Source organism: Bacillus sp. FJAT-44742, assembly GCF_002797315.1.
Taxonomy (GTDB): Bacteria; Bacillota; Bacilli; order Bacillales; family Marinococcaceae; genus Thalassorhabdus; species Thalassorhabdus alkalitolerans.
In genome coordinates this window covers 2,582,019-2,595,172 of record NZ_KZ454936.1, presented here as the reverse complement: position 1 = coordinate 2,595,172, position 13,154 = coordinate 2,582,019, and the positions used below count along the sequence as shown (strand labels likewise).

The window sequence follows — 13,154 nt, the reverse complement described above, 5'->3', positions numbered from 1 at the left end:
CAGGAAACACCTTGTTACTTTATCCAGGACCTTATGGCGTCAATATCGCTTAGTGATGTTCCTCAGCCATGGCTATGGCCTTTGTTTCATGCACGGTTCCAAAAGGGTGCTCTGGAGGTGCATAGATAGTGTAAAGCTTTAGAGGTTGGTTCCCGGTATTGGTTAGATTGTGCCACATTCCTGCAGGTACCATGATAGCGTAGTCTGCAAAAGCTTCTTCTTCAAAATCCAATTGATCTTCGGTTTCTCCCATTTGAACGAGTCCTTGCCCCTCTTCTATGCGTAGAAATTGATCAACATCAGGGTGCACTTCCAATCCAATATCATCACCAACATCGATGCTCATAAGAGTTACCTGCAAGTGCTCCCCTGTCCATATGGCTGTTCGAAAGTTATTGTTTTCTTCCACAGCTTCTTCAATATCAACGACGAACGGTTCCTTTCCATAGTCATTTATCCGCGTATCTGCCTGGTCTCTTAAAAAGCCAAGTTGAGCCGTTTGTGCTTGATTCTCGTATAAAACCCGGGCAAGAGTATTTTGAATAAATGGGTGAAGAGTAAGTAAACAACTCTTTTGATATGCATCTTCCCCCTTGATTTCTTTTTCATAAGCTTTTTCGAGTCCTTCTTGATAGTTGTTAAATGAATCCTTTTCAATTTGGTACACAGGCTTCTTGCCAGTGATAGCGGTATAAAGAGAGGTGAGTTCCCTTACGTGTCGTCTTTTGTTTTCTGCAGCTTGAAAAAGGTCATTCCTATTTTTTTGGTTTGGCGCTATCTGAGCTAAACGGCTGTAAAGATCAGTAGTAGAAGCTTCTCCTTTTATCCCAGCAAGCAAGGCTTCCAGTACTTGACGATTTGTTCCTTGGGGCTCTTGCCATTTAGAGCGTAAGGAATGTCTTGCATTTTCAACATAATAAGGGCTCTGATATACCATAGGCACATAATACATATTGGATCATCCTTTCACCGTTTATGAAAGTATCATATGCCTAATTCATAAGAACGTACTTCTATAAAACATGTGTGATGTAAAAACCTGCATGTTTCGTGTTTCCCTCTGCTGTAAGGGTCTCACGTCTCACTTCTAAAAGGTTTCTTTTCAAAGGAGGTTTTGCTATACTGTCGAAATGGATAAGTATCGGAGAGTAGAGGAAAGGAAAGATGAAAATGGAACCGACAACGAAAGTTGAAAAGCTCTATGCTTTAATAGATGATATGGCAGTAACAATACAGGAGCACACTGATCGAACGTACCTGGAGTCGCTGGCGGAAGCAGGCGAAAATTTATTCCAGGGGAAAGTGGTACAAGAGATTCCAGAGAACCATAAAGATAAACTGGAAAAACAGCTTCAAGAAGAAACTCCAGAAGAAATCAAAAGAGAAGAAATCAGAAAAGCATTTCAGCTTGCAGTGATTAAAGGAATGAAAGAGGCAGTGCAGCCCCACCATGCCATGACGCCGGATGCTGTTGCGTTATTTATGGGATATCTTGTCCAAAAGCTGGTAAAGAAAAAGGAACATGTGACCCTTCTGGACCCGGCGCTTGGAACCGCCAACTTAACAACAGCAGTATTAAACCAGTTGAGCAAGGAAGCAGTAACGTATGGAGTGGAGGCAGATGAAACGCTGTTAAAACTGGCTTTTGTTATTTCCAACCTCCAGGAATATGAGGTGGAGCTATTTCATCAAGACAGCATCGAGCAGCTTTCGGTCCCTCCTGTAGATGTAATTGTTTCAGATCTTCCAGTGGGGTATTATCCTAAAGAGCATGTAGCTGAAAACTTTGAGCTTAAAGCAAAAAAGGGGCAATCCTATGTTCATCATTTAATGATTGAAAAATCAGTGCAATCATTAAAAGAAAGCGGTTATATGGTCCTTCTTATTCCAAACTTTATGTTTGAAAGCGAAGAAGCTTCCGCGTTAAATGAATATATAAAGAAACATGCTATCACTTTGGGGCTGCTGCAGCTTCCAAGTTCCATGTTTAAATCAGAACAATTTGGAAAAAGCATCTGGATTTTACAAAAGAAAGGGAAAGAGGCTGTCCAGCCTCGCCAGGCCCTGCTCGCAGAGCTTCCGTCTTTTACACGCCAGGATGCTTTACTGGATATGGTGCGCCAAATTGATAAGTGGTTCAGAGATGAATTAAATATTGACTAATAACTATGGGTCTTTCTTTATGAAGAAAGGCCTTTTTATTTTTGTTCGCGCTTACTTGTCTGAATATCAAGAAAGGTATGAATATGGTTGATATAGCAGGGGTTTTCTTGCATTTTATTTCTACAGGTGTTTACAATGATGAAAGGAAATTCTGGATAAAAGAGTAGATAGTTGATATCTGGAGAAATTATTTCTATAAACTATATTTTATTTAAAACATGCGGGGTAAAAAAGGAGCGTCAATCTATGTCAAAAATCATGGCAATTAATGCAGGAAGTTCTTCTCTTAAATTTCAGCTTTTAAATATGCCTGAAGAAGAAGTACTAACAAAAGGCCTGGTAGAGAGAATAGGGCTGGACAATCCACAGCTGACAATCGAAGTGGAAGGTGAAAAGAAAAAAGAGACATTTTCTATTCCTGACCATGAAGCTGCTGTAAAGAAGCTGCTCGACAGCCTTACTGCTAATGGGATTATTCAATCTCTAGATGAGATTGATGGAATCGGCCACCGTGTCGTTCATGGGGGCGAAAAGTTTTCTGATTCTGTTTTGATTAATGAGGAAGTTCTTGCAGGCATTGAGGAAGTTTCCGAATTGGCTCCTCTTCATAATCCAGCTAATATTGTAGGCATTCGTGCTTTTAAAGAAGTCCTTCCGGAGGTTCCGGCAGTGGCAGTGTTTGATACAGCTTTCCATCAAACCATGGAAAAAGAAAAATACCTATACAGCATTCCTTATGATTATTATGAAAAATACGGAATCCGTAAATACGGATTCCACGGTACCTCACATAAATATGTAAGCGAAAGAGCAGCAGAGCTACTTGATAAGCCTGCCGAAGACTTGAAGCTCATTTCTTGTCATATCGGCAATGGAGCCAGCATTACAGCAATCGATGGGGGGAAGTCTGTGGATACATCCATGGGGTTTACACCGTTAGCTGGTGTGACCATGGGGACGCGTTCCGGCAACATTGATCCAGCTTTAATTCCTTATCTTATGGAAAAGACAGGAAAAGAAGCAGGAGAGATCGTTAACATCTTAAACAAGGAAAGTGGGATGCTTGGTTTAAGTGGTTTTTCAAGTGACCTTCGTGATATTGAAGAAAAAGCAGGTCATGGTGATAAACAAGCACAGACTGCCTTAAACATTTTTACTACCCGCATTCATAAGTATATCGGCACCTACGCAGCGAGTATGAATGGCGTGGATGCAGTGATCTTTACAGCCGGCGTTGGAGAAAATAGTGATGTGGTCAGAAAAAAGGTACTAAAAGGATTTGAGTTTCTTGGCCTCTATTTTGATGAATCAAAGAACAATGTACGCGGCCAAGAGGCTTTCTTAACGACAGAGGAATCCCCGGTAAAAGCCCTTATTATTCCTACAAATGAAGAGGTTATGCTGGCGCGTGATACAGTTCGGCTGAGCAGCTGATTAAACAAAAGATCCTTGTGATACCACAAGGGTCTTTTCACGTATAATAAAAGTAGAGGGAAAGTGTATGTATGGTAAAGTTGAAGGGCTATGCTTTTTAAACTATACACATTGTGATATGAATAATATAGTGTTATCAGACAAAGGAGGGTAACCAGTGACCTTAACCAATTTAGAAGAAAAGCGCCTCTATGAAATAGAACGGTGGGAGGATGAATTCTTTTCACACGTGCCCACTGATTTTGAAGTTACATATCAAAGGCTTTACAGAGAAGGCTTTAAAAAGCTGCCAGAAAAGAGAAAACAAAAGTTACTTGATACCGTAGATAAATTTTTATTTTATGCTCAGTCTTTAACCTTGAATTCTCGTTTTCACCAAGAAGCAACAGAGCGAATTATTACTCAAGCAAGGATATTTAATGAAGAAGTTAAGGAAATTCAAGATATGAAGAGCTTAAAGCTTCATCAGCTCCATTTTATCCATTCGCAGCAGGCGGCGAAGCAGCGTCTCATTTCTTTAGGGCAAGGGGGACTGTCGGGGGCCGGAGGAGTACTGCTTATCGGTGCTGACCTTCCTGCTATGCTTATTATTAATTTACGGGCCGTGCAGCTTACGGCGTTAACTTTTGGCTATGACTTACGAAAACCTTATGAAATGATGCTTGCGATCAAAGTATTCCATGTAGCATCTTTGCCAAAAGGCATGCAAAAGAAAGCTTGGGAAGAGGTGTTACTGGAGTTGGAAGAAGAAGATCCAGATTATCCTTTCTTCTACGGAGGAAAAGAAGAAGTCATTAATCCTTCCTGGTTCCAGCAGCCGTTAAGGCAAGTCGGGAAAGCGGCTGTCATTACCTTAGCGAGGAAGAAGCTGATTCAAGGCATACCTGTTGCCGGCATGTTGATCGGTGCAGCGGTAAATTATAATTTTTCGTGCCAGGTAACTGAAGTTGCAAAAAACTTCTACGAAAAACGCTATTTATATGAAAAAAGCCGTATGTAGGCAAGAAGCTGCTTTTCTTTAAAAGGCAGGTGCTGAAGATAGAGGCTGGGATAAAACACGGCTAAGAGAAGAGACTCTGAAAAGTAATATAAGGTGTCAGCCGGCAAAACGACTTGATTCATGTTATAATCTTTAAACATAAGGATACCTCCGATTTTGTTAGGTTGTGGTGATGTAACTTTATCAGAAGGTATCCTTTTTGTGTACATACACGTTGATGGTTCAAACATCACGAGATGCCTGAACGGATGTCACACTTGTGCCTTTAGGGTCAAGCGAGTGTATTTTTAACAATCAACCAACAGAATTATAATATAAGTAAGGGCCCTCACCGACGGTGAAGGCCTTTCTATTGTGTGCCCGGCATGGGTATAAACTCTAGGGTTAAAGTCCCGAACGGTGAAGGTCGTTGTAACCGCTAGTCAAAGGCAAGGGTGTCCAGGGTGACCTGGAATCTGAAGGAAGCCGGAGACAAACTTCCGCCCCGAGGAATACGAACCTCATAGAAGGCTGTCTGTCTGGGATGAGTCTGCAATACAAGACAAAGCCCCAACGACCAAAGGGATAGACAGTAAATGAGGCGGGGATATGGAAGGGAAGTTTATGCCCTTACCCGGGGAGGTCTGATGGGAACGCCGCACACATGCGGTAACCGATTCTCAAAGAATCGCTGAACCATCAGAAGTCAGCCGAAGCCATAGTACCTTACCTTCCGGAAGGTAAGGGAAGGGCTGAATCATAAAATGAGTACCATTTCCCTGGCGTACGCGTCATCCGCTGACACAGAATAGACCAACTACCTACGAAAGAGAAGTGAAGTCTTCGAGGGCGCAGGTAGGGTGGAGGATGGTCGCCACACAAAAGAACGAAATGGTCACGTGGAGGGTGAGCAACATGTTGGAACACATTCTACACCGAAACAATCTGAATGCCGCCTACTACAAGGTGACAAAGAATAAAGGAAGTCACGGCGTTGATGGAGTTCCCACTTCCGAACTGAAAGCTCAGATTTCGGAAGAATGGGACACCATCCACGACCAACTTCTGAAGGGTACGTACCAACCGTCTCCCGTCCGTCGAATCGAAATCCCGAAAACGAACGGAGGCAAACGGAAGTTAGGTATCCCTACGGTGATGGATCGTACGATCCAACAAGCGCTCAACCTCTATCTTCAATCGATGTATGACCCTAAGTTTTCTCCGCAAAGCTATGGGTTCCGACCAGGAAAGCGAGCACATGATGCGGTGAGACAGGCGAAAGCCTATATCAATGAGGGGTACACCTGGGTGATAGACATCGACCTCGAGAAATTCTTCGACCAGGTTAACCATGACCGGTTGATGCGAACGCTAAGCTTCCGCATTAAAGACCCCCGGGTGCTTCGTCTTATCCGAAAATACCTCCAAGCAGGCATTATGGAAGGTGGGCTCACGACCCCAAACCGAAAAGGAACACCACAGGGAAGTCCATTAAGCCCACTCCTTTCTAATATTGTGCTCGATGAACTGGATAAAGAATTGGAATCCAGAGGGCTTCGCTTCGTTCGGTTTGCCGATGACTGCCAAATATATGCAGGTTCTAAACGAGCCGCCGAGCGAATCCTCAGGAATATGACAACTTTCATCGAAAAGACGTTAAAACTCAAGGTAAACCGAGAGAAAAGTGCGGTGAGCCGCCCGTGGAAACGTAAGTTTCTCGGATTCAGCTTTACACCTTCGGTGAAAGGTAAGGCTAGAGTGCGTGTCCATAATGATTCGGTTCATAAGGCTAAGGAACGTCTGCGTCAACTGACAAGTCGAAAATGGAGTACCGATATGAAATACCGAATTGAGAAAATCAATACATTTCTTACAGGATGGTATAACTACTTTCAGTTGGCAGAAACGCCATCCATTTTCAAAAGACTGATGGAATGGTTGAGAAGAAGACTCCGAATGATTCGATGGAAGGAATGGAAGCTGCCCAAAACAAAGGTGAAGAATCTGATGGCACTGGGAGTGACAAAGGCGAAAGCCTTGGAATGGGGAAACACAAGAAAAGGCTACTGGCGTATAGCCAGCAGCCCTATTCTCCATCGCACACTCAATGACCATTATTGGCAGCGTATGGGTTTGAAATCATTGAATTAACGTTAGAATTTTATGAAACCGCCGTATACGGAACCGTACGTACGGTGGTGTGAGAGGACGGAGGTTAGTCACCTCCTCCTACTCGATTAACTGAGTTTTGTCCCAGCTTCTTTTTAGTAACTTTTTATTATCTATTCGATTCAAAGCGAGCTTTAATGTAACGTGATGTGCTGAGTTGTTCGATACCAGATCCAAAGATCATTTATAATTGAAGCCAATTCCGCGATTTCCAGATTCAGCCTGCAAGAGGTTTCAAAGTCTTCTTCCTTATCAAGCATTGCTTGTTTCTTATTAATGATGTTCTCAATTTCTTGTATACGCTCAGGAATTTTCCCTCGTATTTCCTCCCACTTTTCCAGGATTACTTCCTGACAGGCTGGAGAATAATTCTCCCACTCAGTTTCTAATTGAGGAAGAGAAATGCCGAGTCTTTGATCATGAATAAATCGGTATGGCAACGGGAACCCTCCTAACTGTACACGTTTTTGCTATTTTATCATAAACAACCAAAAGCTTGGACAAAGCAAGGAACAACTTCAATAAAAAGAAATGAAATTCTCTGTAGACTTTTTTACCTGCCTGATTATATGATAAAGAAGGCTTGCGACATTGCAGCGGGCAAGGGCAGGGAGCAAGTTGAATTAACAGGATTTATATTTTTTAAAATTTTTTCTCGATACCTATTGCAAAAATATAAGTATGTGGTAAAGTATTGAATAAACATAAGTTGAATTGAAAAAACATGCATTAAAAACAAAGAGGAGCTTCCTCTTATTTCTTTGAAAATGAATGTATAAAAATAATTACTAAGGTATTTATATTCACGATATACACGGAGGGATTATTAATGAGTAAAAAGAAAGTAGTACTTGCATATTCTGGAGGATTAGATACATCAGTAGCGATCCGGTGGCTTACTGACCAAGGATGGGACGTAGTAGCGGTAGGACTTGACGTCGGTGAAGGAAAAGATTTGGATTTCGTAAAAGAAAAAGCGTTGAAGGTAGGCGCTATTCAGTCTTATACAATTGATGCAAAGAAAGAATACGCGGAAGACTTCGTTCTTCCTGCACTTCAAGCACATGCATTATATGAGCAGAAGTATCCGCTTGTATCGGCTTTGTCCAGACCTCTCATTTCTAAAAAGCTTGTAGAAATTGCTGAACAGACAGGAGCCGATGCTGTGGCTCATGGATGTACTGGAAAAGGGAACGACCAGGTAAGGTTTGAAGTATCTATCCAGGCACTAAATCCAGACCTTGAAGTCCTTGCACCTGTAAGAGACTGGGGCTGGTCAAGAGATGAAGAAATCGAATACGCCAAACAAAACAATGTGCCTGTACCCGTGAATTTAGACAACCCATACTCTGTCGACCAGAACCTTTGGGGAAGAAGTAATGAGTGTGGAATTCTTGAAGACCCATGGGCAACGCCTCCAGAAGGAGCTTATGAGCTGACCAAGCCTCTAGAAGAGACTCCTGACGAAGCGGAAGTCATTGAAATTGAATTCCAGCAAGGGAAGCCTGTAGCCATTGATGGTAAAGCTTATCAGCTTGATGACCTTATCCTTTACTTGAATGAGATAGCCGGCAAGCACGGTGTTGGCAGAATCGACCATGTAGAAAACAGAATGGTAGGGATTAAGTCAAGAGAAGTATATGAGTGTCCGGGTGCTATGACGTTAATTAAAGCACACAAAGAACTAGAGGACCTTACTCTTGCTAAAGAAGTAGCACATTTTAAGCCCATGATTGAACAAAAGCTTACAGAAGTTATTTATAACGGCCTATGGTTCTCTCAGCTTACTCCAGCCCTTCAAGCATTCCTTGCTGAGACGCAAAAAAACGTCACTGGCGTAGTCAGAGTGAAATTGTTTAAAGGGCATGCAGTAGTAGAAGGCAGAAAGTCAGAATTCTCCCTGTACAATGAGAAGCTTGCAACCTATACACCAGATGACGAGTTTGACCATAGTGCGGCAGTAGGGTTTATTTCCCTATGGGGTCTGCCTACCAAGGTTCAAAGCATGGTAAATAAAAAGGGTGTAAACGTATGACCAAGCTTTGGGGAGGACGTTTCACAAAGAGTGCAGAAGAGTGGGTGGATGCCTTTGGGGCATCCATCCCTTTTGATCAAAAGTTAGTGGAAGAAGACATCCAGGGAAGTCTTGCTCATGTAAAAATGCTGACAAAGTGTGAAATCCTTTCTAAAGAAGAAGGAGAAAAGATTCAACAAGGATTACATACGCTTTTAAAAAAAGCAAAAAATAATGAGCTTGAATATTCTGTGCAAAATGAAGATATTCATTTAAACCTGGAAAAGCTGCTGATTGATGAAATAGGTTCCGTAGGAGGCAAGCTTCATACGGGAAGAAGCAGAAACGATCAGGTAGCTACAGATATTCACTTATATTTACGAAACCATACAAAAGAAATTATGGAACTTATAAAACAGTTTCAAAAAGCCATTCTCGGCCAGGCTGAGGAGCATGTCGAGACGTTAATTCCAGGGTATACACATTTACAGCGTGCACAGCCTGTTTCTTTCGCTCATCATTTAATGGCATATTTCTGGATGCTTGAGCGTGATTACTCACGCCTTGAAGATGGCCTGAAAAGAATAAATGTGTCCCCTCTGGGGGCAGGTGCCCTGGCAGGTACTACTTTCCCTATTGATCGTGTATTTTCTGCTGAGCTTTTAGAGTTTGACGGCATTTATGAAAACAGCCTGGATGCTGTAAGTGACAGGGATTTTATTATTGAGTTTCTCGGTACGGGTTCAACGATTATGATGCACCTTTCCCGTTTGGCAGAAGAGTTTATTCTCTGGTCAACCCAGGAATTTCAGTTTATAGAGCTGGATGACACGTTTGCGACTGGAAGCAGTATTATGCCTCAAAAGAAAAACCCGGACATGGCTGAATTGATTCGGGGCAAAACCGGTCGGGTATATGGAAGCCTGTTTTCTTTATTAACAACGTTAAAAGGACTGCCTTTAGCTTATAATAAAGACATGCAAGAGGATAAGGAAGGCGTATTTGATGCCGTTACTACACTTACTGGTTCACTGAAAATCTTTACTGGCATGGTTGAAACGATGACTGTTAATAAAGAGAAAATGATAAACGCCACTCATTCTGATTTTTCCAATGCAACTGAGCTGGCTGATTATCTTGCCGGAAAAGGAATGCCGTTTAGAGAAGCACATGAGGTTGTAGGGAAGCTTGTCCTTCAATGTATTCAACAAAACAAATATCTTCTGGATCTTTCCTTTGATGAATATAAGGATGCAAGTACGTTGTTTGAAGAAGACATTTACAATGTTCTTCAGCCCAAGACTGTTGTGGAGAGAAGAAACAGTGCTGGAGGAACGGGCTTTGAACAAGTCAAAAAAGCGATTGAATCAGGCAAAGAAAAAGTTAATCAAAAAGAACAATAAAAAACGGGTGTCCAAAAAGGACATCCGCTTTTTTACATCATGTACATTATGAGTCTTTACGTACGATAAGAACATCGCATTTTGCGTGGCGTGCGATCGCTTCTGATACACTGCCGATTAACATGCGCTCCACCGCATTTAATCCAGTTGCTCCAGTGATAATAAGATCTGCCTCCACTTTTTTTGCTACGTCTTTTGGGATTTTCACTTTAGGTGAACCAAAATCGACGATTGTGCTGACGGTTTCCACACCGGCAGCCTCAGCTTCTGTTTTATATTGATCCAACAGGTCTTTTCCATACATTTCTGCCCTGCTGACCACTGTGCGGTCGTATTGTTCAATAGTAGCAAAGGTACGTGTATCAATAATATGAGCGATCACTAATTCTGCCTTGTTTTCTTTAGCGAATAAATAAGAACGCTGTAAAGCCCTTTTGGCTTCTTTCGAACCATCCACGGCGACTAAAATTTTTTTGTATTGAGACATGTTACCTTCACCCCCTTTGTGATATACCCATTCTATTAATCTATTATACCATGTAAGGGGTTACATTTTGAACTGTCATAAAAAAACTGATAGTAGCTCATCTTATAAAACGAGGGAACCATCCTCAGAAGGGAGAGATGAAGAGTGGATAAACAACAAAAGCAGCAATTTCACTATGAGCATGAAGGGGAAGAATATGTCCATAATCAACTTTTGGACTATTACCATGTTGGCTCGGACACTTCTCAGCGTCTTGAGACCAATGAAGAAGGCCACTCTGCAAACATGAAAGCATAGAGTGGACAAGCCCTCTGTCTTCAGAGGGCTTTCTTACTAGGGAAGAGTGAATATTTGAATTTAAAATTTAACTCATAGTATGATTTAAGAAAGAGAGAACTAGGAACGCTGGGTCGAAGGAGGAGCTTCCATGCGTCATGCAATTATCACTGCAGGCTCAAAAGGCTTGGGGAGAAAAGTCACGGAGACGTTTTTAAATAAAGGGTACGCTGTGACCGTGAGTTACCGAAGCGACATACGGGCAGTGCAGGCCTTAAAAGAGCAATACCACGATAAGCTTGGTCAAATACATATCGTTCAGGGAGATGTAACAAAAAAAGAAGATTTAGCACGGATTGTAAGTGAAGGAGTAAACCGGTTTGGACGAATTGATGTGTTAGTGAATAATGCTGGACCTTATGTATTTGAACGGAAAAAGTTAATGGATTATAAGCCGGAAGAGTGGCATGAAATGGTAGACGGGAACCTGACTTCTATGTTTTATCTATTTCAGCATGTTGTTCCCCACATGCGCGAGCAGAAGTATGGAAGGATCATTACATATGGGTTCCAGGGGGCCGGCGACGCACCTGGATGGCTGTACCGTTCTGCTTATGCTGCGTCCAAAGTAGGTCTTGTTTCTCTAATGAAGTCAGTTGCACTGGAAGAAGCCGAAAATGGTATCACCGTGAACATGGTTTGTCCAGGGGTAATTACTGAAGAGAATAAAGAGGCAAGTATTCAGGAGGCGAAAGGGAAAACCGATAACATAACACCGGTAGGGAGGCCGGGAACCGGTGGAGACATTGCAAGGACGATTGCGTTCTTATGCGAGGAAGATTCGGATATGATCACAGGATCAGTAATAGAAGTAACAGGGGGAGTAGACGTTCTGCATAAATACAGGGGAAAAGCAGAGGAATAAGTATAAAATAAAAAAATATCGGCAAATTATGGATGAGGTGATTTCATGAGAAGCTTGCCGGTATTTTTGACAATGGCATTTCTGCTTTGTGGTATTTTTGCTCCATCAGTAGTCTATGCCGATGAATTAATGGAAAATTTCTCTTTTCGGGTAACTCTTGAGGCTGATGGAGACGTTTATCATTGGGAATTTGACAGCCCAGGAACATATGAATGGCATCATGGTGACAAAGTCCTTCATGGTGAGAAGGCGAAACCTAATGTAGAAAAAGTTTTTGCTTTGCTTGATTTATCTGAAGAAGCAGAGGCTGAAGAGTTAGCAGTCCGCCTTAAAAACGGTCCCTTTCCGGATTTAGAGCGTTTTGATATACGGTGGAGAAACGGAGAAAGCCAGTTATACAGCTGGGTTTGGGAAAAGAATTAAAAAGAAAAGAGCCTTTATACCTGATATGATGTAAATAAATGAAAATACCTCTTTCCTCTAATGTTTACAGTGAGGGAAGAGGTATTTTTTATTACTGTTGCAGGCTTTGATTTCTAAAAATTCATTGAAAAACAAATTTTTTGTCATATAATAATGTAAGGAAAAACCCCAACGTCATAGTGGATGCAGCCGAGGGAATGGAGACTGCTTATTTAGTAGTGGAAACGCCTTCGTGTCAGCAGAAACGGGAGAAATTGTCCTGTTTAAAGGAGGCAAAGTGATGAGAATCGTTACATATTTAGATAAGCACCTGGAGGAACTGCTACTTGTCATATTTACAGGTATTATGGTAGGTGTTATTGCTCTCCAGGTGTTTATGCGGTATTTTTTAGGCAGTTCATTAGCATGGTCTGAAGAGCTGGCAAGGTACTGCTTTATCTGGCTAGTTTATATCGGGATAAGTTATGGAGTGAAAAAACAGAGACATATTAAAGTTGATGTCTTGCTTTTACTTTTAAAAGAAAGAGGCAAGATTTTATTACACATGGCAGCTAATCTATGTTTCTTATCATTTGCCGTGTTTGTAGTAATATATGGCTATAGAATAACGGAAAGCTTATTATTGTTTGGGCAAACATCACCTTCCTTGAACCTGCCTATGGGAGTGGTATACGCGGCTGCGCCAATTGGGATGAGCTTAACAGCTGTCAGGATCATTCAGCAAATGTATTTGCAGCTAAAGGCCCTATTAGGAAAAGAAGAGTTTTACGTAAAAACAGAACTTGATGACGCTTTAGAAAGAGGAGATGTAGAACAACCCCTGCCTGAGAAATTTAAAGGAAGCAGAGGCTAAGAATGACCTCAAAGGAAGGGAGGAAATA

13 protein-coding genes are annotated in these 13,154 nt (G+C 41.8%); 10 read left to right on the top strand and 3 right to left on the bottom strand.

Annotation, left to right across the window (positions count from 1 at the left end; translation table 11 throughout):
- Positions 1 to 49 precede the first annotated feature (49 nt).
- Positions 50 to 937 carry a cupin domain-containing protein gene (locus tag CEF17_RS12900; protein ID WP_232725503.1) on the bottom strand — a complete coding sequence of 296 codons (888 nt, stop codon included), beginning with the start codon at positions 935 to 937 and terminating at the stop codon, positions 50 to 52.
- Between the two features lie 227 nt (positions 938 to 1,164).
- On the opposite strand from CEF17_RS12900, the gene CEF17_RS12895 reads away from it, so the two are divergent.
- The 4 genes from CEF17_RS12895 (at position 1,165) to ltrA (ending at position 6,727) form a co-directional block, all read left to right on the top strand.
- Positions 1,165 to 2,163 (top strand): class I SAM-dependent methyltransferase, encoded by a 999-nt coding sequence (locus CEF17_RS12895; RefSeq protein WP_332835301.1) that lies wholly within the window; start codon positions 1,165 to 1,167, stop codon positions 2,161 to 2,163.
- A 246-nt stretch (positions 2,164 to 2,409) separates the two neighbouring features.
- Positions 2,410 to 3,597, top strand: a complete 1,188-nt coding sequence (locus CEF17_RS12890) for an acetate kinase (RefSeq protein ID WP_100399878.1) — start codon at positions 2,410 to 2,412, stop codon at positions 3,595 to 3,597.
- Positions 3,598 to 3,754: 157 nt separating this feature from the next.
- The gene (locus tag CEF17_RS12885; protein ID WP_100399877.1) at positions 3,755 to 4,597 is read left to right on the top strand and encodes an EcsC family protein; all 843 of its coding nucleotides are present in this window, start codon (positions 3,755 to 3,757) and stop codon (positions 4,595 to 4,597) included.
- A gap of 894 nt (positions 4,598 to 5,491) precedes the next feature.
- Positions 5,492 to 6,727, top strand: a complete 1,236-nt coding sequence (gene ltrA, locus CEF17_RS12880) for a group II intron reverse transcriptase/maturase (protein WP_100400860.1) — start codon at positions 5,492 to 5,494, stop codon at positions 6,725 to 6,727.
- Positions 6,728 to 6,879: 152 nt separating this feature from the next.
- Here ltrA and CEF17_RS12875 read toward each other — a convergent pair whose 3' ends face one another.
- Complete coding sequence (locus tag CEF17_RS12875) at positions 6,880 to 7,185, bottom strand: hypothetical protein (protein WP_100399876.1); 306 nt, start codon at positions 7,183 to 7,185, stop codon at positions 6,880 to 6,882.
- Between the two features lie 389 nt (positions 7,186 to 7,574).
- On the opposite strand from CEF17_RS12875, the gene CEF17_RS12870 reads away from it, so the two are divergent.
- Both CEF17_RS12870 and argH read left to right on the top strand, forming a co-directional pair.
- Entirely contained in the window at positions 7,575 to 8,780 is a 1,206-nt protein-coding gene (locus CEF17_RS12870; protein WP_100399875.1) for an argininosuccinate synthase, read from the top strand.
- Positions 8,777 to 10,162 (top strand): argininosuccinate lyase, encoded by a 1,386-nt coding sequence (argH, locus tag CEF17_RS12865; RefSeq protein ID WP_100399874.1) that lies wholly within the window; start codon positions 8,777 to 8,779, stop codon positions 10,160 to 10,162. The genes CEF17_RS12870 and argH overlap by 4 nt, the downstream gene beginning before the upstream one ends.
- Before the next feature lie 46 nt (positions 10,163 to 10,208).
- Here argH and CEF17_RS12860 read toward each other — a convergent pair whose 3' ends face one another.
- Complete coding sequence (locus CEF17_RS12860; protein WP_100399873.1) at positions 10,209 to 10,649, bottom strand: universal stress protein; 441 nt, start codon at positions 10,647 to 10,649, stop codon at positions 10,209 to 10,211.
- 144 nt (positions 10,650 to 10,793) lie between these two features.
- Between CEF17_RS12860 and CEF17_RS20065 the strand changes: the two genes are divergently transcribed.
- The 4 genes from CEF17_RS20065 to CEF17_RS12845 all read left to right on the top strand — a co-directional run bounded on the left by CEF17_RS20065 (position 10,794) and on the right by CEF17_RS12845 (position 13,126).
- The gene (locus CEF17_RS20065) at positions 10,794 to 10,946 is read left to right on the top strand and encodes a hypothetical protein (protein WP_157843033.1); all 153 of its coding nucleotides are present in this window, start codon (positions 10,794 to 10,796) and stop codon (positions 10,944 to 10,946) included.
- A 130-nt stretch (positions 10,947 to 11,076) separates the two neighbouring features.
- On the top strand, positions 11,077 to 11,850 hold the full coding sequence (locus CEF17_RS12855; RefSeq protein WP_100399872.1) for an SDR family oxidoreductase: 774 nt from the start codon (positions 11,077 to 11,079) through the stop codon (positions 11,848 to 11,850).
- Between the two features lie 45 nt (positions 11,851 to 11,895).
- The gene (locus CEF17_RS12850; protein WP_100399871.1) at positions 11,896 to 12,273 is read left to right on the top strand and encodes a hypothetical protein; all 378 of its coding nucleotides are present in this window, start codon (positions 11,896 to 11,898) and stop codon (positions 12,271 to 12,273) included.
- A 232-nt stretch (positions 12,274 to 12,505) separates the two neighbouring features.
- The gene (locus tag CEF17_RS12845; RefSeq protein WP_332835300.1) at positions 12,506 to 13,126 is read left to right on the top strand and encodes a TRAP transporter small permease; all 621 of its coding nucleotides are present in this window, start codon (positions 12,506 to 12,508) and stop codon (positions 13,124 to 13,126) included.
- Positions 13,127 to 13,154 lie beyond the last annotated feature (28 nt).